The sequence below is a fragment of the Nocardioides perillae genome (assembly GCF_013409425.1).
Lineage (GTDB): Bacteria > Actinomycetota > Actinomycetes > Propionibacteriales > Nocardioidaceae > Nocardioides > Nocardioides perillae.
This window is the reverse complement of the sequence record NZ_JACCAC010000001.1, coordinates 85,902-111,683: the sequence shown is the minus strand read 5'-3', so window position 1 is coordinate 111,683 and position 25,782 is coordinate 85,902. Positions and strand designations below refer to the sequence as shown.

Here is a 25,782-nt window from a genome sequence, read left to right as displayed (position 1 = left end):
CGGGCGACGCGTCCACAGCCCTGCTCGCCGGGGTGGACCCGTGGCCGCCCGGGCGCCGGTAGTCTGCGCCACGACGCGGTTTGGATCGATCAAGGAGCCGTCATGGTGCGCAGGCCGTCCCGCCCCGGCGGGCCCGACGACGCCTCCGGCGCGCACGACGACGCGGGCCCCGGTGGCCCCGCCGGCCCGGCGGGGCCGACCGGACCCGGCACGCCCTCCGCCCCCGCTCCGTCGGTCCCCTCCACCCCGTCCGGCCCCTCGAGCACCCCGCCCACCCTCGCCGACGTGGCCGAGCTGGCGGGGGTGTCGCGCCAGACGGTCTCCAACGCGCTCAACAACCCCGACCTGCTGCGGGCCGACACCCTCGAGCGGGTGCGTGCCGCCGTCACGCAGCTCGGCTACTCGCCCAACCGCGCGGCCCGCAGCCTGCGCACCCGCAGCAGCCGGCTGGTCGGCATGCGCTTCGCCCCGGTGCCCGAGGGCACGGCCAACGCGACGATGGACCGCTTCGTGCACTCCCTCGTCGAGGAGTGCCGCGAGGTCGGCCACCACGTGCTGCTCTTCCCCGGCGACCCGGAGGACCCGGTCGCGGGCTACGACGAGTTGCTGCGCTCGACCGCGGTCGACGCGTTCGTCGCGACCGACACCTGGTTGGGCAACCCCCAGGCGGCCTGGCTCGAGGCGCAGGGCGCGCCGTTCGTCGCCTTCGGCCGGCCCTGGGACAACCCGGCGGCGCGCCACCCGTGGGTCGACGTCGACGGCGCCGCGGGCACCCGCCTCGCCACCGACCACCTCCTCGATCGCGGGCACGAGCGCATCGCCTGGATCGGCTGGCGCAAGGACAACTTCATCGGCGAGGACCGCCGCTCCGGCTGGGCCGACGCCCTGCACGACCGCGGCCTGTCGACCTCCGGCCTGGCCAGCCGCGTCGAGGACCTCGTGCCGAGCGGTCGCGAGGCCTCCGCGGTGCTGCTCGACGAGGCCGCTCCCACCGCCTTCGTCTGCGCCTCCGACACGCTCGCCATGGGGGTGCTGCACACCCTCGCCGACCGCGGGCTGGCCGCCGGTCGCGACGTCGCCGTGGTGGGCTTCGACGACTCCCAGGTCGCCCAGGTGGTGCCGGGCGGGCTCAGCTCGGTGCGCCAGCCCCTCGAGCAGGTCGCGGTCGAGGTCGTGCGGGCGCTCGCCGAGCGCCTGGTCGCGCCTCGCCCGACCGCGACCGGGGTGCTGCTCACGCCCACGTTGACGGTGCGCGGGTCCTCCTGACGACGACGACCCGTCAGTGCCGCTTCCACCAGACGTCGACGGCGTACTCGACCTCGAGCCCGTCGTGCTCGGCGAGCACCTCCTCGGCGAGGGCCGTCGGCAGCTCGATGCGCACGACGGCCTCGAGGTCGGCGCGGTGCTCGAAGCGCCAGCGCGTCAGCACCGGGACCCGGCCCCAGCCCCGCCCGGTCCAGAAGCGCTGGACGTCGTCGGGGTCGACCTCGGGGTAGCCGCGGCGGAACCAGCCGCCGAAGGTGGAGCGGGTGCCGTCGTTGTCGACGACGAAGGCCGTGCCGCCGCGCCGCAGCACCCGCGCGACCTCGGCGAGGCCGGGCTCGCAGCCGGGCCCGAAGAAGTAGGCCCACCGGGCGTGGAGCACGTCGACCGAGGCGTCGGGCAGCGGGACCGACTGCGCCGTGCCCGCCAGCGTGGTCACCCCGGGGGTGCTGCGGGTACGCCGGGCGGCGAAGGCGAGCAGGTCGGCGTGGGGCTCGACGCCGGTCACCCGGGCCGCGCGCGCGGCGAAGCGGGGCAGGTGGAAGCCGGTGCCGCAGCCGAGGTCGAGCACGTGCTGGCCCGACCAGTCGTGGACGGCGGCCATCGCCTGCTCGACCAGCCCGTCGGGGTCGAAGGCGCGGTTCTCGAGCTCGTAGGTCGCGGTGTGGTGCCAGATGTTGGGGCTCGGCACGGCGCCCGGCAGCGCCCGCGGGGAGGTCCGCTCGCCGGCGCGGAGCCGACCGCGGCTCAGGGGAGGGCCCTCAGAGCCGCACGAGGCCGTGCGGGGTCTGGAACTGCGCGGCGATGATGCCGGGGGTGCCGTGGGGGGCGACCCACTCGACCTTGACGTCCTCCAGCGGGGCCTCGACGCTCTCGCCGAGCCACTCGCTGACCCGCTGCGGGTCGCCGGCGATCTCGAGGCAGGCGAGGCTCAGGTCCTCGGGGGCGTCGTGGGCCGGGTGCAGCTCGGCCGGGCTCTCCCACTGCACGAAGAACGGCAGCTGCGGGTCGGCGATCAGGCCGTTGACGCCGATCTGCTTCCACAGCAGCTCGGTGCCGTCGGGGCGGTGCCGGTTGCCCTTGACCGCGTCGCGCCCGAGCCGCTGCTCGACCGCGGTGATGTCGTCGACGGCGACGACCCAGCCGAGCCACCCGCCGCCCAGGGCGGAGCGGGCGCGCACGGCCTGGCCGAAGGGCGCCTTGTCGGAGGCCGGGTGGTCGAGCACCTCGACGACCTCGAGGTAGCAGCCGCCGCCGAGGGCGAGCGTCATGTTGCGCGTGCCGAAGCGGGGGTGGGCACCGCCCGGGACGAACTCGCGGCCGAGGAGCCCGCCGAGGCGCGAGGCGGTGGCCGCCAGGCCGTCGGGGCCGGCCGCGAAGCTGAGGTGGTCCAGGCGCATGCGAAGCATTGTGGACCCGTTGCGGGGCGCGCCCCACAGCGGGGGTCGGGTCTCTCGACGTCGAGACGGCGCCGCCACCGCGTCGCCCCCGGTCGCTCGGCGCGAGCACCTCACCGGGGGTCACCCGCTCAGCGCGGGTCGGCGGGGTGCAGCGCGAGCGCGCTGCGCGAGCGCAGGTGGGCCTCGCACCGCGCTGCCAGCGCGGCGTACCCCGCGGGGCCCATCAGCTCGGTGAGCTCGGCGGCCATCGTCACGTAGAGCGGCTCCGGCGCGACGTGGGCCTCGGTGTTGGACGAGCAGTACCAGTCGAGGTCGTGCCCGCCGGGCCCCCAGCCGCGGCGGTCGTACTCCTCGATCCCGACCTCGGTGTAGGCCGTGCCGTCGGGCCGCTCGACCTCCCGGAAGGTGCGGCGGATCGGCAGCTGCCAGCAGACGTCGGGCTTGGTCTCGAGGGGCTCGCGGCCCTGCTCGAGCGCCAGCAGGTGCAGCGCGCAGCCCGCGCCGGCCGCGAAGTCGCCGCGGTTGTGGAAGACGCACGCCTCCTGCCCGTCGACGTCGGCGACCCGCGTCTTGCGCTCACCGTCGTCGGTGGTGACCCAGTCGTCGCGGCGCACGCGGCGGCCCGGGTGGCCCTGCCACTGCGCCGGGGTCAGCTGCGCGACGTGCTCGGCCACCCGCCGCTCGTCGTCGCGGTCGGCGAAGTGCGCGCCGAGCGTGCAGCAGCCGGTCTCGGGCGAGCTCGCGTAGATGCCGGGGCAGCCCTGCCCGAAGATGCAGGTGTAGGCCGAGGTCAACCAGGTCAGGTCGCAGCGGAAGACCTGGTCGGGGTCGGCCGGGTCGGCGAGCTCGACGTAGGCACGGGGGAAGACGGGGTCGACCTCGGGCACGCAGGCGACCCTAGTCGCCGGGCCGTGGCTACGGTGGGGCCCATGCGCCTGGGCGTCCTCGACATCGGCTCCAACACCGGCCACCTGCTGGTGGTCGACGCGCACGCGGGCGCGGCGCCGCTCCCGGCCTTCTCCCACAAGCAGCCGCTGCGCCTCGCCGAGCACCTCGACGCGACCGGTGCCGTCACGCTCGAGGGCCTCGAGGCGCTCACCGCCTTCACGGCCGAGGCGCTCGTCGTCGCCGAGGACCGCGGCTGCGAGGAGACGCTGTCCTTCGCCACCTCCGCGGTGCGCGACGCCGTCAACTCCGAGGCGGTGCTCGACCACGTCGCCGCCGCCACCGGCGAGCGCATCGCGGTGCTGTCGGGCGAGGACGAGGCCCGCCTGACCTTCCTGGCCGTACGCCGGTGGTTCGGGTGGTCGGCCGGCCGCCTGGCGGTCTTCGACATCGGCGGCGGCAGCCTCGAGATCGCGGGCGGCACCGACGAGGCCCCCGACGTCGCCTGGTCGTTGCCGCTCGGTGCGGCCCGGCTCACCCGGGAGTGGTTCGGCGCCGACGCGGGCCCCGGGCTGCGCGCCGACCCCGACGCCGTGCGGGGGCTGCGGCGCCACCTGCGGGCGGAGGTCGCCCGCGACGCCGGCCACCTGCTGCGCCCCGGCGCGCCCGACCGCGCCGCGGCCACCTCCAAGACCTTCCGCTCGCTGGCCCGCATCTGCGGTGCGCCGGCGTCGGGCGAGGGTGCGCTGCTGCGCCGCGAGCTGCCGGCCGACGTGCTGCGCGAGCGGCTGCCCGAGCTGCTGGCCATGGACCACGCGGCGCTGGCCGAGCTGCCCGGCGTCTCCGCCAACCGTGCCCACCAGATCGTCGCCGGCGCGCTGGTGGCCGAGGCGGTGCTCGACGTCTTCGACCTGTCCGCGCTCGAGATCTGCCCCTGGGCGCTGCGCGAGGGCGTCATCCTCGAGCGCCTCGACCGCTTCGGCTTCCTGGGCTGAGGGTGGTGCGACGTGCCTGACGGCTCCTCCCGGGGCGGCCCCCTGGTCGGCCTGTCCACCTCCTCGGTCTACCCCGAGTCGACCGCGCACGCCTTCGCATGGGCGGCCGAGCTCGGCTACGACGCCGTCGAGGTGATGGTCGGCGTCGACGGCCTCTCGCAGCAGACCGCCGCCGTGCGCCAGCTCGCCGAGCACCACGGCGTGCCGGTCTGCGCGGTGCACGCGCCGTGCCTGCTCTTCACCCAGCGGGTCTGGGGCACCGACCCGTGGGGCAAGCTCGAGCGCTCCGCCGAGATGGCCCACGAGGTGGGCGCCGACGTGGTCGTCGTGCACCCGCCGTTCCGCTGGCAGAAGGACTACGCCGCCGGCTTCGTCGACGGCATCGCGGCGCTCGAGGCCTCGACGGGGCTCGCCTTCGCCGTGGAGAACATGTACCCCTGGCGTGCCCGCAACCGCAGGGGCGTCGAGATGTACCTGCCGGGCTGGGACCCCTCGGAGGAGCCCTACGCCCACACGACCGTCGACCTCTCCCACGCCGCCATTGCCGGCAGCGACCCGATCGCCATGTGCGAGCGCCTCGGCGACCGGCTGCGCCACCTGCACCTCACCGACGGGCGCGGGTCGGCCAAGGACGAGCACCTCGTGCCCGGGCGCGGCACCACCGGCGCCGCCGAGCTGCTGCGGCGCCTGGCCGCGCGCGGCTTCACCGGCCACGTCGTCCTCGAGATCAACACGCGCAAGGCCACCACGCGCGAGGAGCGCGAGGCCGACCTGCGGGAGTCGCTCGACTTCGCCCGACGCCACCTCGGGGGACCGTAGGGTGGGCGGGGTGCTGCCGATCCGAGGACGCCGCGGGCCGGTGACCGCGACGGGCCCCGTCGAGGCCGCCCGGGCCGCCGCCGCGCTGCACGAGGCCGGGGTGGCGGTGACGCTCGAGCGCCGGGCAGGCGCGACCACCCGCGTCGGCGCCGCCGCCGTCGCGGTCGAGGACCTGCGCACGCTGCTGGCCGCGCTCGGCCAGCAGACCGCGCCCCGCAGCCCCGACGTGGTGCTGCTGCTGCCCGCCCTCGTGACCCCGCTCGCGACCGACGCGCTCCCCGCCGGCCACGTGCGCTCCGACGCCGTCGTGCTCGACCGCGCCCAGCAGGTCTGCCGCGCCGCGCGCAACGCCGGGGTGGGCGTCACGGTCGACACCGACGACCGGTTGCCCGTCGACCGCGCGCTCGGCATCCTGCGCGACCTGCGCAAGGACTTCCCCGAGACCGGCGTCGTCGTGCGCGCGGGTCTGCACCGGGCCGAGGCCGACTGCCGCGGGCTCGCCCACGAGGGCTCCCGGGTGCGGCTGCTGCGCGGCGGCCTGCCCCACCGCGCGCACCCCACCGACGGCAGCGCACCCGGGCCGGGGGGCCGTGGCGGGCCTGCCGACCGCACCCACGCGGCGTACCGCTCCGGGCTGGAGGCCGACCGCTCCTTCGTGCGCTGTCTCCGGGTGCTCATGGCGGGGCAGGGCACGCCCGAGGTCGACGCCACCGACGAGCTGCTGCTGCGGGTCACCCGTGCGCTGGCCGGGCGCCACGCGCGGGCCGCCGGCAGCTACGAGCTGCTGGTGGCCGGCCGCGACCTCGCCCGGGCCGACGCGCTGGCCGCGGACGGCGAGTGCGTGCGGGCGGTCCTGCGGTGGGGCCGGCGGGCGTCGCGGCCCCCCGAGACGCTGGCCGCCGCCCTGGGGAGGGCCGTCGACGGCGCGCTGGGTCGTGCCCGGGTGCGGGCGCTCGACCTGCGCGACCGCGCCGCCGAGCTCGCGGAGCGCCGACCCCACGGCGCCCACCGGTCCGGGGGCCGCGCCGGCCCCGCGGGGCCGGCCGACCGTCCCGCCGACCGCCGCACCAGGAGCTGACGTGACCGACCCCGCCCCGTCCGGACCCCCGCTGACCTCGCCTCCCGACCACCCCGTCACCGCCGTCCTCGGCGGCGGCGTGATGGGCGAGACGGTCCTCGCCGGCCTGCTGCGCTCCGGCCGGCCGCCCGAGGCCGTGGTCGTGTCGGAGAAGGACCCCGACCGCGCCCGCGACCTCGAGGAGCGCCACGGCGTGCGCGCCCTGCGCGCGACCGACGCCGTGCGCGGGGCGGCGACCGTCGTGCTGGTGGTCAAGCCGCAGGACCTCGAGGCGCTGCTGGTCGAGGTCGCCCCGGCGATGGCCCCGGGCCAGGTCGTCGTCTCGCTCGCCGCCGGCGTGGGCACGGCGTGGCTCGAGCAGCGCGTGCCCGAGGGCGTGGCGGTCGTGCGCGTCATGCCGAACACCCCGGCCACCGTCGACCAGGGGATGGCGGTCGTGTCGGGCGGTGCCAGCGCGGGCGAGGCCCACCTCGCCGAGGCCGAGTCGCTCATGCGCGGCACCGGCCGCGTGGTTCGCGTGCCGGAGTCGCAGCAGGACGCCGCCACCGCGCTCTCGGGCTCCGGCCCGGCCTACGTCTTCCTGGTCGTCGAGGCGATGGTCGAGGCGGGTGTGCGCCTCGGCCTGCCGCGCCCGACCGCCACCGAGCTGGCGGTGCAGACGGTGCTCGGTGCCGCCACGATGGTGCACGAGACGGGGACGCACCCGGCGCTCCTGCGCGAGCAGGTGACCTCCCCGGGCGGCACGACCGCGGCCGCCCTCGCGGTGCTGGAGCAGCACGGCCTGCGGGCGGCCTTCCTCGACGCGCTGGCCGCCGCGCGCGACCGCAGCCGCGAGCTCGCCGGGGGCTGAGCACGGCGTGCCCGCGCACGGCCCGGCGGTAGGGTCGCGGCCATGCCCGTCGAGGAGGGCTCCGGCACCGCGGGGCACGTCAGGTGCCCCGGCCCGGCCTCCGTGGTCTTCGACCCGAGCCTGACCGACTACGACTTCGGCCCGTCCCACCCGATGTCGCCGGTGCGGGTCGACCTCACGATGCGCCTCGCCGACGAGCTCGGGGTGCTCGGCCCGCGGTTGCGGCAGGTCGCCGCCCCGGTCGCCGACGAGGACCTCCTCGCCACGGTGCACGACCCCGCGCTCATCGAGGCCGTCGGCCGGGTCGGCGCCGACCCGCGTCTGGCCGACCTGGAGCGGGGGCTCGGCACCGACGACAACCCGGTGTTCCGGGGGATGCACCACGGGGCCGCCCACGTCGTCGGCGCCACCGTCGAGGCGTGCCGCTCCGTGTGGGAGGGCGAGGCCCTGCACAGCGCCAACATCACCGGCGGGCTGCACCACGCCATGCCCGACCGGGCCAGCGGCTTCTGCGTCTACAACGACGTCGCGGTCGGCATCCGCTGGCTGCTGGCGCACGGGGCGGAGCGGGTCGCCTACGTCGACGTCGACGTCCACCACGGCGACGGGGTCGAGCGGATCTTCTGGGACGACCCCCGGGTGCTGACGATCAGCCTGCACGAGACCGGGCAGGTGCTCTTCCCGGGCACCGGCTTCCCGGACGACCTCGGCGGTCCCGACGCGCAGGGGTCCGCGGTCAACGTCGCGCTGCCGCCCGGCACCTCGGACGCCGGGTGGCTGCGCGCGTTCCACGCCGTCGTGCCACCGCTGCTGCGCGAGTTCGCCCCCGACGTGCTCGTCACCCAGCACGGCTGCGACTCCCACATCGAGGACCCGCTGGCCCACATGATGCTGACCGTCGACGGCCAGCGCGCGACCTACCTCGCGCTGCACGACCTCGCCCACGAGGTGGCGGGCGGTCGCTGGGTGGTGACGGGCGGGGGCGGCTACGCGCTGGTCGACGTGGTGCCGCGGGCCTGGAGCCACCTGCTCGCGGTCGTCGCGGGCGTGCCCGTCGACCCCGCGACGCCCACCCCCGAGGCGTGGCGCGACCACGTGCGCACCTCGCTGGGCCGGGTGGCGCCGATGCGCATGACCGACGGGCGCACGGTGCGGTGGCGTGACTGGTCGGAGGGCTACGACCCCGACACCTGGCTCGACCGCGCGGTGCACGCCACCCGCCAGGCCGCCTTCCCGCTGCACGGGCTCGACCCGCTCACCGGGCTCTGGTGAGGCCACCGCACCGCCGACGTCGGTGAGTCGAGGTCCGGCCGGACCAGACCGCGCAACCCGACACGCCGCGTGATGGCAGATTTCCGAGTCACACACTTCCCCCGCGTCACTCCAGGCCCTACCCTCACACCAACGCAGCTCGTGGACCGCCGGTGGGGAAGCCGGCGGCGTGCTGCTCAGGAAGATCCGGTGCCCACATGGCTGCGAGCACGTCCGGGGACAGCCCCGACAAGAAGTTCCTCACCGTCGCAGAGGTCGCGCAGATGATGCGCGTCTCGAAGATGACGGTCTACCGCCTCGTGCACAACGGGGAGCTCCCCGCGCTGCGCGTGGGTCGCTCCTTCCGGGTCACCGAGCAGGACGTCGACGCCTACCTGCAGAAGAGCTTCTTCGACGCCGGCTGAGCCGCGGGCCACACCGCCCGCCCCGGCCCTGCGTCGCACCGCCCGCCCGCCCGCACCGCCTGATTCCTCCCGCACGACACCGGCCCGTTAGGCTGTGCCGGTCCGCCCGGACGCACGTCCGTCGGCGGCCCCAGCGTGCGAAAGGTTTCCCTGTGGGTTCTGTCATCAAGAAGCGGCGCAAGCGCATGGCCAAGAAGAAGCACCGCAAGCTCCTGAAGAAGACGCGGGTGCAGCGCCGCAAGCTCGGCAAGTAAGGCCCACGCCGGTGGGGAGGGTCGTCCTGGTCACCGGGGTCTCCCGGGACCTCGGACGGCGCTTCGCGCGCCGGGCCGCGGACGACCCCTCCGTCGACCGCGTGATCGGCGTCGACGTGGTGCCGCCGCGCGGCGACATCGGCGGCGTCTCCTTCGTGCGCGCCGACATCCGCAACCCGGTGATCGCCAAGGTGGTCGCCAAGGAGCGGGTCGACACCGTGGTGCACATGAGCGTCATCTCGACGCCGGGCACCAGCGGCGGGCGCGGCACGATGAAGGAGCTCAACGTCATCGGGACGATGCAGCTGCTCGCGGCCTGCCAGCAGGCGCCCGACCTGCGCCAGCTCGTGGTCAAGTCGACCACCACGATCTACGGCGCCAGCAGTCGCGACCCCGCGATGTTCACCGAGGAGATGGACCCGCGGCGCACCCCGCGCTCCGGCTACGCCAAGGACGCCGCCGAGGTGGAGTCCTACGTGCGCGGCTTCGCCCGCCGCCGGCCCGACGTCGCGGTGACGACGCTGCGCTGCGCCAACGTGGTCGGCCCCGACGTCGCCAGCCCGATCGCGGCCTACTTCCGCCTGCCGGTCGTCCCCCGCGTGGTCGGCTTCGACCCGCGGCTGCAGTTCCTCCACGAGCGCGACCTGCTCGACGCGCTGGGCCACGCCGCCCGCACCGGCGTGCGCGGCACCTTCAACGTCGCCGGCGACGGGGTGCTCGTGCTGAGCCAGGCCCTGCGCCGCCTGCGCAAGCCGACGGTGCCGGTGCCGGGCGCCGCGCTGCGCAGCTTCGGCTCCCTGGTGCGGCAGGCGGGTGTCAAGGACTTCTCGCCCGAGCTGCGCGACCTGCTCACCTACGGCCGCGGCGTCGACACCACCCGCATGCGCACCGTGCTGGGCTTCACCCCGACGTTCACGACCGCCGAGGCGTTCGCCGACTTCGCGGGCCGGGTCCCCTCGGTGCTCGCGCCGGCGGTCGACGCCTCCGACCGCGCCCTCGCCGGCCTGACCCGTCGACTGGAGGACACCCGTGGGTGACGCCGAGATCATCCCGATCGGCACCCGAGGCCGTCCCGGCCGCGGCAGCGGCCAGCGCCGGCCCTCCTCGGCCGCCCGCGGCCTCGCCGGCGGTCGCCCGGCGCCTCGCGGCGACGACCCGGCCGGCACCGACGCGTCCGACGCGACGGACGCGGTGGACGCCGTCGACGACGCGGCGCCCGACCCGGCGTCCGCGCCCGATCCGGCGCCCGACGTGGTGGGGCACGAGACCCCGGCCACCCCGCCCGAGGCCGAGGACGACCCGTCGCCGCGCGACGCGCCGGCCCCGGTGCTCTCCACCCTCCCGCCGGCCGGCGGCGGCGCGGGCAGCACGGCGTACGCCGGTCGCGCGCCCGCCACGACCGTCCCGCGCCACGGCATCCCCGCCGGCGACTGGCTCGCCGCGGTGCAGCACGCCGCGCGCGAGGTCTTCGGCCCGCAGTGGGAGCCGCAGCTGGCCCGCATGCTCGCGGTGGCGCGCCACCGGCTGACGGGCGACTACACCGTCGACGAGTACGGCTTCGACGCCGAGGTCACCGAGCACTTCCTGCACGCCGTGCTGCGCCCGATCGCGCAGAAGTGGTTCCGCATCGAGGTGCGCGGGGTGGAGAACATCCCCGCCGAGGGGGGCGCGCTGGTGGTCTCGAACCACTCGGGCACCATCCCCGTCGACGGCCTCATGACCATGGTGTCCACGCACGACGCGACCGGTCGGTTCCTGCGCCCGCTCGGCGCCGACCTGGTCTTCCGCCTCCCGGTCGTCAGCACGCTCGCGCGGCGCAGCGGGGCGACGCTCGCGTGCGCCGAGGACGCCGAGCGCATGCTGCGCGGCGGCGAGCTCGTCGGTGTGTGGCCCGAGGGGTTCAAGGGCATCGGCAAGCCCTACTCCGAGCGCTACAAGCTGCAGCGCTTCGGCCGCGGCGGCTTCGTCTCCGCCGCGATCCGCACCGGCGTGCCGATCATCCCGCTCTCGGTGGTCGGCGCGGAAGAGATCTACCCGCTGGTGGGCAACGTGCCGTCGCTGGCCCGCCTGCTCGGCATGCCCTACGTGCCGATCACACCGCTCTTCCCCTGGCTCGGCCCGCTCGGGCTGGTGCCGCTGCCCTCGAAGTGGATCATCGAGTTCGGCGAGCCCATCCGCACCGACGCCTACGACGAGGGCGCGGGCGAGGACCCGATGCTGGTCTTCAACGTGACCGACCAGGTGCGCGAGACGATCCAGCAGACGCTCTACCGGCTCCTGGTCGAGCGCGGCTCCGTCTTCGGCTGAGCCGCCCTGCACCGCCACGGCCCGCCCGCGGCCGGTGGGTCAGCAGGGTGGGTCGGGGTGACCCGTCAGCGGCCGGAGCCGCCCGACGTGGCGTCGCCGAGACCGCCGAGGGTGTCCTCGACCAGGCCGGTGACGGGGTCGGTGATCGGCGCGAGCGGCTCGAGGACGGGGTCGAGGGGCTCGAGGAGCGGGCCGGCGCCACCACCGGAGACACCGGTGGAACCGCCCGGCAGCAGGCCGCCGAGGGTGGGGTCACCACCACCGCTGGTGCCGCCGGTGCTGCCGCCCGAGGAGGGCGGTGCGAAGACGGAGCCGGGGCCGGACACCTCGCGCTCGGGCACCTCGGGGGTCGGCTGGGCGGCCGCCGGCCCCGACCCGCCGCGACCACGACCGCGACCGGGGGCCTGGGGGGCGGTGCGGCCGCGGGTGGCGTCGGTGGCGCGGACCGGGGCCATCAGGTCGCGGAACTGGCCGTCGACCGCGCCGAGCAGCGAGAGCGGCACCTCGGTGACGCCGCTGCCGCCGCAGGTCGGGCAGAGGGCGGCGGCGGTGGCGTCGATCTCGGCCAGCAGCTGCGCGGCCTCGCGGAGGGCGTCGCGGGCGGAGGCGGGCAGCACCTGCTCGAGCGCGGCGAGCTCGGCCATGCTCTGGGCGGTGAAGTCGCGCAGCGTGGCGATCGCCTCGGCCTCGCCGGACTCCTCGTAGGACTCGACGAGCAGGGCGGCGGCCTCGGCCGCCTGGGCGGTGAAGGCCTCCAGGGTGACCGGGACGGCGGCGCTGCTCTCGGCGGTGTCGCGACGGGCGAGCTCGGCGAGCTCGTCGAGGCGACCCGAGGCCGAGGCGAGCAGGGTGGAGCCCTTGGCGCCCTCGCCGACGGAGACGCCGGTGCGGGCGTCCTCGAGGGCGCGCTTGACGGGGTAGAGCGCGTCGCCCGGCAAGGCGGTCTGCGCCGCCATCGCCATCGAGGTGGTGGCGCCGACGACGGCGAGCGTGCCGGCGGCGACCGCCAGGCGACGGTCGCGCCGGGTGCGCTGCGGGCGGGCGGCGGGCAGGGTGAGGCGGGCGTCGACCGAGCGGTCGCGCGGCAGCAGCACGGTGTCGGCCTCGGCCATCAGCTGCTCGCGCAGCGCGGCGGAGAAGTCGGCCCGCGGCGCCGGGGCGGGCACGGAGCGCAGCGCCCCCACCAGCTCGAGCAGCTCGGCGGTGCGCGCGTCGTCGGCCGTGGCGGTCGGGTCGCCGACCAGGGCGTCGAACCGGTCGGCGCGTCGGCGTGCGAACGCGGAGCTCATCGGGGCCGTCCTGAGGTGCGGGGCGCCCGGTGGGGCGCGGTGGTCGCTGTCGAGGTGGTCAACGAGCCCCGGGTCGGGGAGGTTACGGGGGCGACGCGTGTCGAGGGCAACTCCGCGGCTGCGCTTGCAGCGGCCTTGAGGTGGGTAGCACGTGCGGCGGCCATCAGTCCCGGATCCCCTCGGGCATCAGCTTGGCCAGGTTGCGCACCCCGCGCAGCTGCAGCTGCTTGACCGCGCCGTCGCTGCGACCGAGCGCGGCGGCGGTCTCCGCGATGCTCATGCCCTGCAGGAAGCGCATCACGAGGCACTCCTGCTGCTCGGCGGGCAGCGACTGCAGCGCCTCGAGCAGCACCTCGTGGGTGATGTGGGTGAGGACGGTCTCCTCGGGCCCCTCCGTGGGGGAGTCGTGCAGCCCCATGTCCTCGGTCGTCGACTCCAGGCGGGTGCGCCCGGCCTTGAAGTGGTCGGTGGTGAGGTTGCGGGCGATCGTCATCAGCCAGGCGCCGAAGTCCTTGCCCTGCCAGCGGAAGCCGTTCATGCTCCGCAGCGCGCGGAAGAACGTCTCCGAGGTGAGGTCCTCGGCCAGCGCCACCGAGCGCGTCCGGTAGAAGAGGAACCGGTAGACCGCCGGGTGGTAGTGGTCGTAGAGGAGGCCGAACGCCTCCTTGTCGCCGTCGCGCGCCAGCTCGACGAGCGCGATCAGCCGCGACCGCTCGTGCTCGCACTCCTCCGAGGAGGCGGCGAGTTCCGCGTCGTCGTGCGGACCGACCGGGCCGAGCCCGCCGCCGAGGTCGGGGCCGACGTCGGGCAGCGGCAGCGCCTCGGCCCACAGCACGCCGGGGCGGCTCGCCGCGGTGCCGGTCGTGCCGGCGAGGAGCGGCTGGGCGGGCTGCAGGGCGGCGAGCGCAGCGAGCACGGAGGCGCGCAGCGCGTCGAGACCGCGCGCGACGTCCGGACGTCCCGTCTGCATGTGCTGAGCCCTCCCCAGGGGGCTACCTCGCAGTAGCCCTCCGCTGAGGGTAGGACGATTCGGCCGTCTTGGGAACGGGACTGCAGGATTGCTCGGCGTTCCTTGTGCCCGCCTTGACCGGATCCGGCCAGGGCAGCGGGTCGGTGCCGCAGGTCCCTGCCGCGGTTCAGCGTCGACGCACCGCCGCGCCGGCGGCGACCGCCCCGGCGACCGCACCCGCGGCGCCGCCGACGACGAGGCCGGCGCGCGCGGCCTTGCGGGCCGTGCGGTAGTCGCGGACGCGCCAGCCGCGCTCACGGGCGGCGGCGCGCAGCCGGGCGTCGGGGTTGACCGCGCAGGGGTCACCGACCAGCTCCAGCAGCGGCAGGTCGTTGGCGGAGTCGGAGTACGCCGAGCAGCGGGCGAGGTCGAGCGACTCGCGCGCCGCGAGCGCGGTCACCGCCTCGGCCTTCGCGGGCCCGTGCAGCATGTCGCCGACCAGCCGGCCGGTGTAGACGCCGTCGACGTGCTCGGCGACGGTCCCCATGGCGCCGGTGAGCCCGAGCCGGCGCGCGATGACCTGGGCGATCTCGATCGGCGCCGCGGTGACGAGCCAGACCCGCTGGCCCCGGTCGAGGTGGAGCTGGGCCATCGCCCGGGTGCCCGGCCAGATCCGGTGCGCCATCGCCTCGTCGAAGATCTCCTCGGCCAGCTCCTCGAGCTCCGCGACGGTGTGGCCGGCGATGAAGGACAGCGCGGAGGCGCGGGCCTCGGCGACGTGGGCGGGGTCCTCGACGCCGACCACGCGGAAGTAGGCCTGCTTCCAGGCCGCGCCCAGGATCTCGCGGGTCGTGAAGAACTCGCGGCGGTGCAGGCCGCGGGCCAGGTGGAAGATGCTGGCGCCCTGCATGACCGTGTTGTCGACGTCGAAGAACGCGGCCGCGGTGGGGTCCGGCGGCACGTCGAGTGCCGACTCGACCTCGGCGGCGGCGGCCGCGGCCTCCCCGGCCAGGCGGGAGCGCTGGCGCAGGTCGGGCGGGCGAGGGCGCGCGCCCCCGCTGCGCGACTGCCGCGCTGCCCGCGCCTGCGGCGCCTCCCGGGCGGGGGGCGGGGTGCGGGGGGCCTCGGGTCCTCCGGGCGGCGGCGCGTCCACGTGCGCAGCGTAGTGAGGCGGGCCCGTGCGGCCCAGGGGCGCGCCGGGCGGTGCCCGCTGTGGGACCATCACCCCCATGGGCGAGCCCGACCAGACCCCCGCCGCGGCGCCGTCGGGCGCGGCGTACGCCGTCGACGAGCTGCTCGCGCGCGCCGCGGCCGAGCGCCCCGAGGGGCGGGCGATGGTCGAGGAGGACGGGCGCTCCCTGACCTGGGCCGAGGTCGAGGACCTGGTCGCGCGCACGGCCGCCGGCCTGGCGCGCACGGGCGTGGTGGCGGGCTACCGCGTCGCGCTGGTGCAGGAGAACTCCGTCGACCTCGTCGTCGCCTACCTCGCGGTGCTCCGCGCCCGCGCGGTGGCGGTGCCGCTGAACCCGCGCGCCGGTGCCGCCGACCTCCGTGCGGCGGTGGCGGGCACCGGCGCCCGCGTCGTGCTGTGCGACGCGGCGTCGGTCGTGGTGGTGCGCGAGGCCGTCGACGGGCTCGCCGAGCCCGCCCCCCGCGTCGTCGCCGCGGGCGCCGAGCAGCGCGCGGGCGAGCAGTCGCTCGACGAGCTGCGCAACCTGGTCGGCCGGGCCCTGCCGGGTCGTGCCGACCCGGAGTCGCTGGCCGTGCTGCTGCTCACGAGCGGGGCGTCGGGCCGGCCCCGGGCGGCGATGCTGACCCACCGCGCCCTGCTGGCCAACCTCGCGCAGGTCGGTGCGGTGGAGCCGCCGCTCGTGCGCGGCGACGACGTCGTGCTGGGGGTGCTGCCGCTGTTCCACGTCTACGGGCTGAACGCCGTGCTGGGCCCGGTGCTGCGCACCGCGGGCACGCTCGTGCTGCAGCGCCGCTTCGACCCCGAGGGCACGCTCGCGCTGGTCGAGCGGGCCGGGTGCACGGTGCTGCCCGTCGCGCCGCCGGTGCTCGCGGCGTGGCTCGCGCTCGAGCCCGACCGGGTGCGCGCCGCGCTCGCCGGCGTGCGGCTGGTCGTCAGCGGCTCCGCGCCGCTCCCGGCCGAGACCGTCGAGCAGTTCCGCGCCGTCACCGGTCACGTCGTCGCCCAGGGCTACGGCCTCACCGAGGCGGCCCCCGTCGTGACGAGCACCCTCGTCGGCGACGTGCCAGCGTCGGCCGGGTCGGTCGGCGCGGCACTGCCCGGGGTCGAGCTGCGGCTCGTCGACGACGCCGGCGCGCCCGCGGCGCCGGGCGACCCGGGCGAGATCGAGGTGCGCGGCGACCACCTCTTCTCCGGCTACTGGCCCGACGGGGCCGACGGTCCGGGTGCCGACGGCTGGTGGCGCACCGGCGACGTCGGCCTCCTCGACGACGACGGCCACCTCACGCTCGTCGACCGCGTGCGCGACGTCGTGGTGGTGTCGGGCTTCCACGTCTACCCCGCCGAGGTCGAGGAGGTCCTCGCCGCCGTGCCCGGTGTCGTCTCGGCGGCCGTCGTCGGAGTGCCCGACCCGGCGACCGGGGAGGCCGTCGTGGCCTACCTCCGCACCGACCTGCCGGTGGAGGAGCGCGCCGCGCTCGCCGAGACCGCCCGGGCCCGGTGCGAGGAGCGGCTCGCCCGGTTCAAGGTGCCGGCCCGGCTCGAGGTCGTCGACGAGCTGCCGCGCACCGCGACGGGCAAGGTGGCCAAGGGCCGGCTGCGCGGGATGGCCCGCCGCCGCGCCGACGGCCTGGTCTGAGGTCGCCGCGTGGTCCTCCGCCGCCGCACCCCCGAGCCCGACCGGCCGGCCGGCCCGCGTGTCCGGTTGCTGGGCAAGCCGGGTTGCCACCTGTGCGACGACGCGCGGGCGGTGGTCGCGGCCGTGTGCGCCGAGCTCGGCGAGGCCTTCGAGGAGCTCGACGTCACGACCGACGCCGAGCTGCTCGCCCGCTACGGCGAGGAGATCCCGGTGACCTTCGTCGACGGTCGTCAGCACGACTTCTGGCGCGTCGACCCGGCGCGCCTGCGCGCGGCGCTGACGACCCCGCGGCGGGGCTGAGGAGGGGTCGCCCGGCCCGCGCGCGCATGACGCCCGTCACACGCGGGTGCGGTGACCTGCGCAGCCAGCGCCCGCGCGGCATCTCGGGCATTCCTCCGGTTTGTTCCCACGTTCACAAACTCCTACAGTGGCCAACGCCGCTCGGTGACCGAACCCAGGGGAACTGCCCAGGCCCCGGGGTCCGAGCGACGGGAACGAGAGCACTGTGAGCGCACGGAACTCCGCCGACCACGGCCGGGACATCCCGGAGGCCACGGTCGCGCGACTGCCCGTCTACCTGAGGGCCCTGACCACCCTGGCCGACCAGGGCACCTCGACCTGCTCGAGCGAGCACCTCGCGGCCGCCGTCGGCGTCAACAGCGCCAAGCTGCGCAAGGACCTGTCCTACCTCGGCTCCTACGGCACCCGCGGGGTCGGCTACGACGTGGCCTACCTGCGCTACCAGATCGCCCGCGAGATCGGCCTGACCCAGGACTGGCCGGTCATCGTCGTCGGCATCGGCAACCTCGGCCAGGCCCTCGCCAGCTTCTCGGGCTTCCGCAGCCGCGGCTTCCGCATCGTGGCCCTGCTCGACGCCGACGAGTCCCGCCACGGCGAGGTGGTCTCCGGGCTGCCGGTCGAGCCCTTCGACGACCTCGCCCGGATCGCCCGCGAGCACGGCGTGGCGATCGGCGTCATCGCCACACCGGCCCATGCCGCCCAGGACGTCGCCGACGCGATGGTCGACGCCGGCATCACCAGCATCCTCAACTTCGCCCCGAGCGTGCTGCAGGTGCCCGAGGGCGTCGACGTGCGCAAGGTCGACCTGTCCATCGAGCTGCAGATCCTGGCCTACCACGAGCAGCGCAAGCTGCCCGTCGCGGCCGACGTCGACGGCGTGGGGGAGGTGAGCGCGTGAGCGTCCTGGTCGTGGGTGTGTCCCACCGCACCGCTCCCGTCGCGGTCCTCGAGCGCCTCGCGCTCGGCCGCGAGGGCGTCACCAAGCTGGTCACCGACGTCGCCTCCTGCGAGGACGTCGGCGAGGCCACGGTCATCGCCACCTGCAACCGCCTCGAGATCTACGCCGAGGTCGACCGCTTCCACGGCAGCGTCGAGGACGTCTCGCGCCTGCTCGTCGAGCGGGCCGGCCAGAGCACCGAGGAGGTGCTGCGCCACCTCTACGTCCACTACGACGACGGCGCGGTCTCCCACCTCTTCCACGTCGCCTCGGGGCTCGACTCGATGGTCGTCGGCGAGGGCCAGATCCTCGGCCAGACCCGCGAGGCGCTGCGCCTGGGCCAGGAGCTCGGCACCGCCGGGCCCGCCCTCAACGCCCTGTTCCAGCAGGCCCTGCGCGTCGGCAAGCGCTCGCGCGCCGAGACCGGGATCGACCGCGCCGCCCCGTCGCTGGTGAGTGCCGCGCTCGAGCGTGCCGAGGTGGCCGTCGGCCCGGTCGCCGGGCGACGCGCCGTGGTGGTGGGCGCGGGGTCGATGGCCTCGCTCGCCACCGCCACGCTGTCGCGCGCCGGCGTCGCCGACCTCGTGGTGGTCAACCGCACCGCCGCCAACGCCGACCGGCTCGCCGCCGAGTACGCCGCCCGCACGGCGCCGCTGACCGACCTCGCCGTCGAGCTGGCCGAGGCCGACGTCGTGGTCTCCTGCACCGGTGCCGCCGGCGTCGTCGTCACGCGCGCCTCGCTCGAGGCGGCCCGGGCCGGTGCCGGTCGCGGAGCCGACCAGCCGCTCGCCGTGCTCGACCTGGCGCTGCCGCACGACGTCGAGCCCGAGGTCGCGACGCTGCCCGGCCTCACCGTCGTCGGGCTGGCCACGCTGGCTGAGGAGCTGCGCGACACCGACGCCGGCCGGGAGGTCGAGGGGGTGCGCCGCATCGTCGGCGAGGAGGTCGCGGCCTTCCTCACCGCCCGCCACCAGCGCAGCGTGGCGCCGACCGTGGTGGCGCTGCGCACGATGGCGACCGGTGTCGTCGAGGCCGAGATGGAGCGCCTCGACCACCGGCTGCCCGACCTCGACCCGGTGGTGCGTGCCGAGGTGCTGCACGCCGTGCGCCGCGTGGCCGACAAGCTGCTGCACCAGCCGACGGTGCGGGTCAAGGAGCTCGCCGGCGAGGCCGGCGCCGTCTCCTACGCCGCCGCACTGGCGGAGCTGTTCTCGCTCGACCCCGACGCGGTCGACGCCGTCACGCGGGCGGAGGGGGTCTCGTGAGCGCCCCGCTGCGCGTCGGCACCCGCGCCTCGGCCCTCGCCACCACCCAGTCGGGCCACGTCGCCGAGGCCGTCCGCACCCGGCTGGGGCGCGAGGCGGTGCTGGTCGAGGTGACGACCGAGGGCGACCGCTCGCAGGCGAGCGGCACGCCGCTGGCGTCGTACGGCGGGGTGGGCGTCTTCGTCTCCGCCCTGCGCGAGGCGCTGCTGCGCGGCGAGGTCGACGTCGCGGTGCACTCGCTCAAGGACATCCCCACCTACCCCGAGCCGGGCATCACCCTGGTGGCCGTGCCGCCGCGGGAGGACCCCCGCGACGTGGTGGTGGCCCGCGACGGGCTGACCCTGGGTGAGCTGCCCGCGGGCAGCCGCGTGGGCACCGGCTCGCCGCGGCGCGCCTCGCAGCTGCACGCCCTCGGGCTCGGTCTCGAGGTCGTGGGCATCCGCGGCAACGTCGGCACGCGCATCGGCAAGGTCGCCTCGGGCGAGGTCGACGCCGTCGTCCTGGCACGTGCCGGCCTGGCCCGGCTCGGCCGCCTCGACGAGGTCACCGAGGTGCTCGACCCGATCCAGGTGCTCCCCGCCCCGGGGCAGGGCGCGCTCGCGGTCGAGTGCCGCTCCGACGACACCGAGCTCGTCGCGGCGCTCGCGGCGCTCGACGACCCCCGCACGCGCGCGGCCGTCGAGGCCGAGCGGGCCGTGCTCGCCGCGCTCGAGGCGGGCTGCTCCGCGCCGCTCGGTGCGCTGGCCGAGGTCGCGGAGGGCGAGGACGGCGAGGAGCTGTGGGTCAGGGCCGTGGCCCTGTCCGAGGACGGCGCGCTCAGCGTGCGCGCCAGCACGACCGGTCCCACCGGCGACGCCTCCGGCGTCGGGACCCGCCTGGCGCGCGAGATGCTCGCCGACGGCGCCGCCGACCTGATGGACGCACCAGTGAGGAAGCTGCAGGCATGACGCGACGCACCACCACCCGCACCACCGCGACGCCCGGCGTCGCCGCCGGGACCACCGCGCCGGCGACACCGCCCGCGCCTCGTGGCTGGGTCTCCTTCGTCGGCAGCGGCCCGGGGGACCCCGGCCTGCTGACCGTGCGCGCCGTGGACCTGCTGCGCCGCGCCGACGTCGTGGTGACCGAGCTCCCGGAGCACGAGGGCCTCGTGCGCGAGGTGCTCGGCCTGCCCGTCGCGCCCGAGCCGGTCGAGGGCGAGGTGCCCGCCGACGCGGAGGGCCCGACGTTCGTCGACGGCGGCTTCGGCGAGGACGGCCAGCCGCTCACCCACGCCGCCCGCGCCAAGGTCGTGGTCAAGCAGGCCAAGAAGGGCCACCGCGTGGTCCGGCTGATGGCCGGTGACCCGTTCCTCTACGCCTCGGGCCCGGAGGAGGCGCAGGCCTGCGTCAAGGCCGGCCTCGGCTTCGAGATCGTGCCCGGCATCTCGTCGGTCGCCGCGGTGCCCGCCTACGCCGGCATCCCGCTGACCACCAAGCACCACCGCGAGGTCGCGGTCGTGACCTGCGGCGAGAAGGTCGACTGGCGTCAGTACGCCGACGACCGCACCCTCGTGCTGCTCTCCGCGGTCGGCTCGATCGCGGAGGTGGCCGAGGCGCTCGTCGCGGCCGGACGCCCCGCGTCGACCCCGGTCGCGATGACCTCGGTCGGCACGACCACCGAGCAGGAGACGGTCACCTCGACGCTCGCCGGCATCGCCGCCGAGGCCCGCGCCGCCGGCATCGCCCCGCCGGCCGTCACGGTCGTGGGCGACGTGGTCGACCTGCGCGAGACGCTGTCGTGGTTCGAGACCAAGCCGCTCTTCGGCTGGCGGGTGCTCGTGCCCCGCACCAAGGAGCAGGCCGGCTCGCTCTCCGAGCGGCTGCGGGGCTACGGCGCGGTGCCCGAGGAGGTGCCGACCATCTCGGTCGAGCCGCCCCGCAACCCCCAGCAGATGGACAAGGCCGTGCGCGGCCTGGTCGAGGGCCGCTACGAGTGGATCGCCTTCACCTCGGTCAACGCGGTGCGCGCGGTCCGCGAGAAGTTCGAGGAGTACGGCCTCGACGCGCGTGCCTTCTCCGGCCTCAAGATCGCCGCGGTCGGCGACAAGACCTCGCAGGCGATCGCGGACTGGGGCCTGCGGGCCGACCTGGTGCCCTCCGGTGAGCAGTCCGCCGCCGGCCTGCTCGAGGACTGGCCGCCCTACGACGAGTCGCTCGACCCGATCAACCGGGTCTTCCTGCCGCGCGCCGACATCGCGACCGAGAACCTCGTCGCCGGCCTGGTCGACCTGGGCTGGGAGTGCGACGACGTCACCGCCTACCGCACCGTGCGGGCGGCCCCGCCGCCGGCGCCGACACGCGACGCGATCAAGACCGGCAAGTTCGACGCGGTGGTCTTCACCTCCTCCTCGACGGTGCGCAACCTGGTCGGCATCGCGGGCAAGCCGCACCCCTCCACGGTGATCGCCGTGATTGGCCCCGCCACCGCGAAGACCGCCGAGGAGCACGGGCTGCGCGTCGACGTCATGGCGCCGAAGCCGTCGGTCGAGGACGTCGTGGACGCGCTCGCCGACTTCGGGTCGGCCCGCCGGGTCTCGCTGCTCGAGCAGGGCCAGGCGGTCACGCGGCCCTCCGACCGCAAGCCCGCCGCCCGCCGCAAGGCCACGAGCAGCTGACCCGCTGATGGTTGTCGACTACCCCCAGGTCCCGGTCGAGGTCCGGGCGCCGGTCGTGCGGCCCCGGCGGCTGCGCAGCACCCCGGCGCTGCGCAGCATGGTGGCGGAGACGGGCCTCGAGGCGCGCCGGCTGGTGCTGCCGCTCTTCGTGCGCGAGGGACTCTCCGAGCCGGTCGAGATCGCCTCGATGCCGGGGGTCGTGCAGCACTCGCGGGCCAGCCTGCTCGCCGCGGCCGCGGAGGCCGCCGAGCTCGGCCTCGGCGGCGTGATGCTCTTCGGCGTGCCGGAGCACAAGGACGCCGCCGGGTCCGGGGCCCTCGACCCCGACGGCGTCCTCAACCTCGCCATCACCGACGTGGTCGGGGAGGTCGGCGACGCGCTGACGGTCATGAGCGACCTGTGCCTCGACGAGTTCACCGACCACGGCCACTGCGGGCTGCTGACCGCCGACGGTCGCGTCGACAACGACCGCACGCTGGCGGCGTACGGCGAGATGGCGCGCGCGCACGCCGCCGCCGGCGTCGACATGGTCGGCCCGAGCGGGATGATGGACGGGCAGGTCGCGGTCGTGCGCGAGGCGCTCGACACCGCGGAGTTCACCGACGTGTCCATCCTCGCCTACTCCGCGAAGTACGCCTCCGCCTTCTTCGGGCCCTTCCGCGAGGCGGTGGCCTCCTCCCTCGAGGGCGACCGCCGCACCTACCAGCAGGACCCGGCCAACGCCGTCGAGGGCGTGCGCGAGGCCCTCCTGGACGTCGAGCAGGGTGCCGACCTGGTGATGGTGAAGCCGGCGATGGGCTACCTCGACGTCGTGCGCCGCGTCCGCGACGCGGTGTCGGTGCCGGTCGCCGCCTACAACGTCTCCGGCGAGTACGCCATGGTCGAGGCGGCTGCCCGCCAGGGGTGGATCGAGCGCGAGCCCGCCATCCTCGAGACGCTGCTGTCGATCCGGCGCGCGGGCGCCGACGTCGTGCTCACCTACTGGGCGGCCGAGGCCGCCCGGCTGCTGCAGCGGGGCTGAGCCGAGGGCTCAACGCCCGGCCGGCGCTGCGGGCGCTGCCGGCGTGGACTGGTCCGGCGTGGCCTCGTCCGGGGTGGTCTCGTCCGGCGTCGTCGGGTCAGGCCCGGCGGGAGGCGCGCAGGTGGGGGCGTCGGGGTCGTCCGGGGTGCCGTCGCCGTCGTCGTCGGTGCCCGTGCCCGCGGTGGTGTCGGCGCCGTCGGTGCCTCCGGAGCCGTCGGGGGCGGGGTCCGCGGGGTCGGCCGGCTCGGCGGGCGCAGCCGGGTCGCAGGGCGGCAGGCAGGTGACCGGGTCCGACGGGGACTCCTGCTCCGCCGGCTCGCCGGGGGCCGCGGGGTCGTCCGGCGCCGCGGGCGCGGCCGGGTCGGCGGGCTCCGTGGGCTCTGTCGGTTCGGTGGGCTCGGTGGGCTCTGTCGGTTCGGTGGACTCGGTGGGCTCGCAGGGCGGGAGCACCGGCGGCCCGGCGGGGTCCGTGGGCTCCGTCGGCTCGCCGGGCTGGTCGGGGGGCGGCCCGGGCTCGCCCGGCCGGTCCGGCTTCCCGGGTCGGTCCGGCTCCCCGGCTCGGTCCGGCTTCCCCGGGCCGGCGGGCCCGGAGCCGGTGCCGTCGGAGCGGTCGCGGTCGCGGTCACGGCCCCGGTCGCGGTCCGCCTCGGCCGCGGGGCCGTCGGGCACGGTCGGCGAGGCGGGGCCGGCGGGGCCCTGCGCCGGCAGGGTGGGCAGCGACGGCAGCGGGGTGCCGAGCGCGGGCAGGGCGCCCGGCCCGGCGGCGAGGTAGTCGTCGCGCACGCCGAGGACGAGCGCGGCGTAGGCCTCGCTGCGGTTGTAGCGCAGGACCGCGCTGCGGCGGCCGGCCTCCGTGCCGAGGTCTTCGTCGCCGGAGCAGAGGTAGACGGCGGCCCCCAGGGCGGCGTCGTCGACGTCCTGCGGCTCGCGGGTGCCGTCGCCGTCGGCGTCGACGCCCACGGCGGCCCAGGTCGAGGGCAGGAACTGCATCGGGCCGACGGCCCGGTCGAAGCGGCGGTCCCCGTCGAGGGCGCCGCCCTCGGTGTCGGCGATGCGGGCGGTGCCGTCGCTGCCGTCGAGGCGGACACCCACCACGGGCGGCCTGGCCACGCCGTCGTCGTCGAGGCGGCCGCCCCCGGTGCGGCCGTGGTCGGACTCCACCCGTCCGACCGCGGCGAGCAGCTGCCAGTCGAGCCCGCAGGCGGCGTCGGAGGCCGCGAGCACGGTGGTGGCGCGCTGGTAGGCGGCGAGCGCCACCGCCGGCACGTCACCCGTCGACGCCCCGGGGAGCGCGGCGGGCCGGGCGGCCGCCGGCTGGGTGGCGGAGGCGGCGAGCGGGGCGGTGAGCGCGCCGTCACCGGTGGGTGCCACGGCGCTCACCGGAGGCACGAAGAGGTCGGGTGCGAGCAGGTCGGACCCCGAGGCCAGCGTGCGGGAGCCGTCGTCCGCCGCGGCGGAGGCGGGAGCCGGGAGCTCACCGGTCGCCGCCGCGGTGAGGCAGGCGGCGGCGAGCACGGCTGCTGCCGGCGTGCGCAGCGCCGGGCGCCGTGACCTGCGTCCCCGTGGCATCCGTGTCCCCGCTGTGGTGGTCGTCCCCGTCGCGGCCGTCGCCGGCCGTGCGTGACGATCGTGTCACACGCCCCGCGACGCCTGTCTGCGGGATCCGCCCGTCCGGGTGGGGCCGCGGGTCAGGGGTTGAGCAGCTCCTCGACGCACGCGGCGAGGCCGACCACGTCGAGCTTCGAGATGCCGCTGGCCAGGCACTGGGTCTGGGCCTCGAGCGGGGTGAGGACGTCCTCGACGGTGCCGCCCGGGTCGCGGACGACCTTGGTCGGGTCCTTCACGACGTCCTTCACCGTCTCCTGCAGCGGCTTGGTCGGCGCCGGCGTCGGTGCCGGGGCCGGCTGCTCGGGCGCGGGCTGCTCGGGCGCGGGCTCCGGCTGTGGCTCCGCGGTGGCCGGGGGCTGTCCGGCGCTCGCGGTCTGGCCCTTCCCGGGGCCCTTCGCGCCGCCGCGGGCCTTCGCCGGGGCGGAGGGAGCGGTGGTGTCGGGCACGAAGTAGGCGGCAGACGTGGTGCCGTTGGGCACGGCGCTGAAGTCGCCCTGCTGGTAGGCCTCCATCACCGACAGCACGAGGTCGACGTAGGCGTCGCTGTTGTTGTAGCGGAAGACGGCGTCGCGGCGGCCCGCGTCGGTGGCGAGGTCGTCGTCGCCGGAGCAGAGGTAGACCGCGGAGGCGAGCGCCGCGTCGTCGACGTCCTGCGGGTTGCGCGTGCCGTCGCCGTCGGCGTCGACGCCGACGACCGACCAGGTCGAGGGGATGAACTGCATGGGGCCGACCGCGCGGTCCCAGACGCCGTCGTCGTCGTACTGCCCGGCGTCGGTGTCGGCGATGGCTGCCGTGCCGTTGCTGCCGTCGAGCGCGATGCCGCGGATGCCCGGGCGGGCCACGCCGTCGTCGTCGAGCACGTTGCCGCCGTAGCGGCCGTGGTCGGACTCGACCCGGCCGATGGCGGCGAGCAGCTCCCAGTCGAGCCCGCAGGCCTCGTCGGCGGCGTTGATGACGGTCTCGGCGCGCTGGTAGGCCGCGAGCGCGGCGGCGGGGATGCCGTTGGGGGAGGCGGTGCGCACCACGTCGGCCGCGCCGGCACGGCCGGCGACCGCGGGGGCGAGCACGCCGGGGGAGGAGACGCTGGCGGCGTCCTCGATGGCCTGCACCGGGACGCTGGTGCCGTCGGGCAGCGTGGCCTGGGTCGTGGGCGAGGAGACCGCGGCGGTGCTGAGGGCACCCGCGCCGGCGATGCTCGCCGTCCAGGCGGCGGAGAGCAGGGCCAGCGGCACCAGGGCGGTGGCCTTCTGGACTCGTCCGAAACGCTGCGGTGCCGTGTGGGCTGCCATGTCGTGGGTCTCCCTCGGTGCGGCCGCCGTCGCCGGCGGCCTGTCTGCTGTCACGTCGTGCTCGCCCGCTGCTCCCTCAAGCTCGGGTGACTTCTCCAACGAATGGTGTCACG

General features: G+C 76.4%; 25 protein-coding genes. 17 read left to right on the top strand and 8 right to left on the bottom strand.

Annotated features, from left to right (window positions below; genetic code table 11):
- Positions 1-102 precede the first annotated feature (102 nt).
- Positions 103-1,266, top strand: a complete 1,164-nt coding sequence (locus tag BJ989_RS00550; protein WP_281363149.1) for a LacI family DNA-binding transcriptional regulator — start codon at positions 103-105, stop codon at positions 1,264-1,266.
- A gap of 13 nt (positions 1,267-1,279) precedes the next feature.
- Here the strand turns inward: BJ989_RS00550 and BJ989_RS00545 are convergent, their stop codons facing one another.
- The 3 genes from BJ989_RS00545 to BJ989_RS00535 all read right to left on the bottom strand — a co-directional run bounded on the left by BJ989_RS00545 (position 1,280) and on the right by BJ989_RS00535 (position 3,550).
- Positions 1,280-1,954, bottom strand: coding sequence for a class I SAM-dependent methyltransferase (locus BJ989_RS00545; protein ID WP_343048953.1), 675 nt, complete (start codon positions 1,952-1,954; stop codon positions 1,280-1,282).
- A gap of 70 nt (positions 1,955-2,024) precedes the next feature.
- A complete protein-coding gene (locus BJ989_RS00540) occupies positions 2,025-2,663 on the bottom strand; it encodes a VOC family protein (protein WP_179516562.1) in 639 nt (212 codons plus the stop codon).
- A 128-nt stretch (positions 2,664-2,791) separates the two neighbouring features.
- Complete coding sequence (locus tag BJ989_RS00535) at positions 2,792-3,550, bottom strand: DUF3109 family protein (RefSeq protein ID WP_179516561.1); 759 nt, start codon at positions 3,548-3,550, stop codon at positions 2,792-2,794.
- A gap of 42 nt (positions 3,551-3,592) precedes the next feature.
- Between BJ989_RS00535 and BJ989_RS00530 the strand changes: the two genes are divergently transcribed.
- From BJ989_RS00530 to BJ989_RS00490, 9 genes are all read left to right on the top strand, one after another.
- Complete coding sequence (locus BJ989_RS00530; protein WP_179516560.1) at positions 3,593-4,543, top strand: Ppx/GppA family phosphatase; 951 nt, start codon at positions 3,593-3,595, stop codon at positions 4,541-4,543.
- Positions 4,544-4,555: 12 nt separating this feature from the next.
- On the top strand, positions 4,556-5,362 hold the full coding sequence (locus BJ989_RS00525) for a sugar phosphate isomerase/epimerase family protein (RefSeq protein ID WP_343048952.1): 807 nt from the start codon (positions 4,556-4,558) through the stop codon (positions 5,360-5,362).
- Positions 5,363-5,372: 10 nt separating this feature from the next.
- Complete coding sequence (locus BJ989_RS00520) at positions 5,373-6,440, top strand: hypothetical protein (protein ID WP_179516559.1); 1,068 nt, start codon at positions 5,373-5,375, stop codon at positions 6,438-6,440.
- A gap of 1 nt (position 6,441) precedes the next feature.
- On the top strand, positions 6,442-7,290 hold the full coding sequence (gene proC, locus BJ989_RS00515) for a pyrroline-5-carboxylate reductase (RefSeq protein WP_343048951.1): 849 nt from the start codon (positions 6,442-6,444) through the stop codon (positions 7,288-7,290).
- 42 nt (positions 7,291-7,332) lie between these two features.
- On the top strand, positions 7,333-8,562 hold the full coding sequence (locus BJ989_RS00510; RefSeq protein ID WP_179516558.1) for an acetoin utilization protein AcuC: 1,230 nt from the start codon (positions 7,333-7,335) through the stop codon (positions 8,560-8,562).
- A 197-nt stretch (positions 8,563-8,759) separates the two neighbouring features.
- The gene (locus BJ989_RS00505; RefSeq protein WP_179516557.1) at positions 8,760-8,966 is read left to right on the top strand and encodes a helix-turn-helix domain-containing protein; all 207 of its coding nucleotides are present in this window, start codon (positions 8,760-8,762) and stop codon (positions 8,964-8,966) included.
- Between the two features lie 152 nt (positions 8,967-9,118).
- Entirely contained in the window at positions 9,119-9,220 is a 102-nt protein-coding gene (locus tag BJ989_RS17280) for a 30S ribosomal protein bS22 (RefSeq protein ID WP_008356322.1), read from the top strand.
- 11 nt (positions 9,221-9,231) lie between these two features.
- Positions 9,232-10,257, top strand: a complete 1,026-nt coding sequence (locus BJ989_RS00495) for an NAD-dependent epimerase/dehydratase family protein (protein ID WP_179516556.1) — start codon at positions 9,232-9,234, stop codon at positions 10,255-10,257.
- Complete coding sequence (locus BJ989_RS00490; protein WP_179516555.1) at positions 10,250-11,527, top strand: 1-acyl-sn-glycerol-3-phosphate acyltransferase; 1,278 nt, start codon at positions 10,250-10,252, stop codon at positions 11,525-11,527. Before BJ989_RS00495 ends, BJ989_RS00490 begins: the two co-directional genes overlap by 8 nt.
- A 65-nt stretch (positions 11,528-11,592) precedes the next feature.
- Here the strand turns inward: BJ989_RS00490 and BJ989_RS00485 are convergent, their stop codons facing one another.
- From BJ989_RS00485 to BJ989_RS00475, 3 genes are all read right to left on the bottom strand, one after another.
- Positions 11,593-12,816 (bottom strand): DUF5667 domain-containing protein, encoded by a 1,224-nt coding sequence (locus BJ989_RS00485; protein ID WP_179516554.1) that lies wholly within the window; start codon positions 12,814-12,816, stop codon positions 11,593-11,595.
- 163 nt (positions 12,817-12,979) lie between these two features.
- Entirely contained in the window at positions 12,980-13,786 is an 807-nt protein-coding gene (locus BJ989_RS00480) for a sigma-70 family RNA polymerase sigma factor (protein ID WP_179516553.1), read from the bottom strand.
- Positions 13,787-13,952: 166 nt separating this feature from the next.
- Positions 13,953-14,918, bottom strand: a complete 966-nt coding sequence (locus BJ989_RS00475; RefSeq protein WP_425489975.1) for an HAD family hydrolase — start codon at positions 14,916-14,918, stop codon at positions 13,953-13,955.
- Between the two features lie 76 nt (positions 14,919-14,994).
- Between BJ989_RS00475 and BJ989_RS00470 the strand changes: the two genes are divergently transcribed.
- The 7 genes from BJ989_RS00470 to hemB all read left to right on the top strand — a co-directional run bounded on the left by BJ989_RS00470 (position 14,995) and on the right by hemB (position 22,772).
- Positions 14,995-16,593, top strand: a complete 1,599-nt coding sequence (locus tag BJ989_RS00470) for a class I adenylate-forming enzyme family protein (RefSeq protein WP_179516552.1) — start codon at positions 14,995-14,997, stop codon at positions 16,591-16,593.
- Between the two features lie 9 nt (positions 16,594-16,602).
- Entirely contained in the window at positions 16,603-16,893 is a 291-nt protein-coding gene (locus BJ989_RS00465; RefSeq protein ID WP_179516551.1) for a glutaredoxin family protein, read from the top strand.
- 205 nt (positions 16,894-17,098) lie between these two features.
- Positions 17,099-17,791 (top strand): redox-sensing transcriptional repressor Rex, encoded by a 693-nt coding sequence (locus BJ989_RS00460; protein ID WP_179516550.1) that lies wholly within the window; start codon positions 17,099-17,101, stop codon positions 17,789-17,791.
- Positions 17,788-19,095: a glutamyl-tRNA reductase gene (locus BJ989_RS00455; RefSeq protein ID WP_179516549.1), complete on the top strand. Its 1,308-nt coding sequence runs from the start codon at positions 17,788-17,790 to the stop codon at positions 19,093-19,095. The genes BJ989_RS00460 and BJ989_RS00455 overlap by 4 nt, the downstream gene beginning before the upstream one ends.
- The gene (gene hemC / locus BJ989_RS00450) at positions 19,092-20,042 is read left to right on the top strand and encodes a hydroxymethylbilane synthase (RefSeq protein ID WP_179516548.1); all 951 of its coding nucleotides are present in this window, start codon (positions 19,092-19,094) and stop codon (positions 20,040-20,042) included. Before BJ989_RS00455 ends, hemC begins: the two co-directional genes overlap by 4 nt.
- A complete protein-coding gene (locus tag BJ989_RS00445; protein WP_179516547.1) occupies positions 20,039-21,751 on the top strand; it encodes a bifunctional uroporphyrinogen-III C-methyltransferase/uroporphyrinogen-III synthase in 1,713 nt (570 codons plus the stop codon). Before hemC ends, BJ989_RS00445 begins: the two co-directional genes overlap by 4 nt.
- 7 nt (positions 21,752-21,758) lie before the next feature.
- On the top strand, positions 21,759-22,772 hold the full coding sequence (gene hemB / locus BJ989_RS00440; protein WP_179516546.1) for a porphobilinogen synthase: 1,014 nt from the start codon (positions 21,759-21,761) through the stop codon (positions 22,770-22,772).
- Positions 22,773-22,781: 9 nt separating this feature from the next.
- On the opposite strand, the gene BJ989_RS18035 is transcribed toward hemB, so the two are convergent.
- Together BJ989_RS18035 and BJ989_RS00430 are read right to left on the bottom strand one after the other, a co-directional pair.
- Positions 22,782-24,341 carry a lytic transglycosylase domain-containing protein gene (locus BJ989_RS18035; protein WP_218848642.1) on the bottom strand — a complete coding sequence of 520 codons (1,560 nt, stop codon included), beginning with the start codon at positions 24,339-24,341 and terminating at the stop codon, positions 22,782-22,784.
- A gap of 119 nt (positions 24,342-24,460) precedes the next feature.
- Complete coding sequence (locus tag BJ989_RS00430; RefSeq protein WP_179516545.1) at positions 24,461-25,669, bottom strand: lytic transglycosylase domain-containing protein; 1,209 nt, start codon at positions 25,667-25,669, stop codon at positions 24,461-24,463.
- Positions 25,670-25,782: the final 113 nt, after the last annotated feature.

Excerpts from the sequence above, each read along its gene's own strand:
- BJ989_RS00530 (WP_179516560.1), top strand. The coding sequence starts at position 3,593 with ATGCGCCTGGGCGTCCTCGACATCGGCTCCAACACCGGCCACCTGCTG.
- BJ989_RS00505 (WP_179516557.1), top strand. The coding sequence starts at position 8,760 with ATGGCTGCGAGCACGTCCGGGGACAGCCCCGACAAGAAGTTCCTCACC.
- BJ989_RS00470 (WP_179516552.1), top strand. The coding sequence starts at position 14,995 with ATGGGCGAGCCCGACCAGACCCCCGCCGCGGCGCCGTCGGGCGCGGCG.
- BJ989_RS00445 (WP_179516547.1), top strand. The coding sequence starts at position 20,039 with ATGACGCGACGCACCACCACCCGCACCACCGCGACGCCCGGCGTCGCC.
- BJ989_RS00540 (WP_179516562.1), bottom strand. The coding sequence starts at position 2,663 with ATGCGCCTGGACCACCTCAGCTTCGCGGCCGGCCCCGACGGCCTGGCG.
- hemB (WP_179516546.1), top strand. The coding sequence starts at position 21,759 with ATGGTTGTCGACTACCCCCAGGTCCCGGTCGAGGTCCGGGCGCCGGTC.
- BJ989_RS00510 (WP_179516558.1), top strand. The coding sequence starts at position 7,333 with ATGCCCGTCGAGGAGGGCTCCGGCACCGCGGGGCACGTCAGGTGCCCC.
- BJ989_RS00480 (WP_179516553.1), bottom strand. The coding sequence starts at position 13,786 with ATGCAGACGGGACGTCCGGACGTCGCGCGCGGTCTCGACGCGCTGCGC.
- BJ989_RS00485 (WP_179516554.1), bottom strand. The coding sequence starts at position 12,816 with ATGAGCTCCGCGTTCGCACGCCGACGCGCCGACCGGTTCGACGCCCTG.
- BJ989_RS18035 (WP_218848642.1), bottom strand. The coding sequence starts at position 24,341 with ATGCCACGGGGACGCAGGTCACGGCGCCCGGCGCTGCGCACGCCGGCA.
- BJ989_RS00430 (WP_179516545.1), bottom strand. The coding sequence starts at position 25,669 with ATGGCAGCCCACACGGCACCGCAGCGTTTCGGACGAGTCCAGAAGGCC.
- BJ989_RS00550 (WP_281363149.1), top strand. The coding sequence starts at position 103 with ATGGTGCGCAGGCCGTCCCGCCCCGGCGGGCCCGACGACGCCTCCGGC.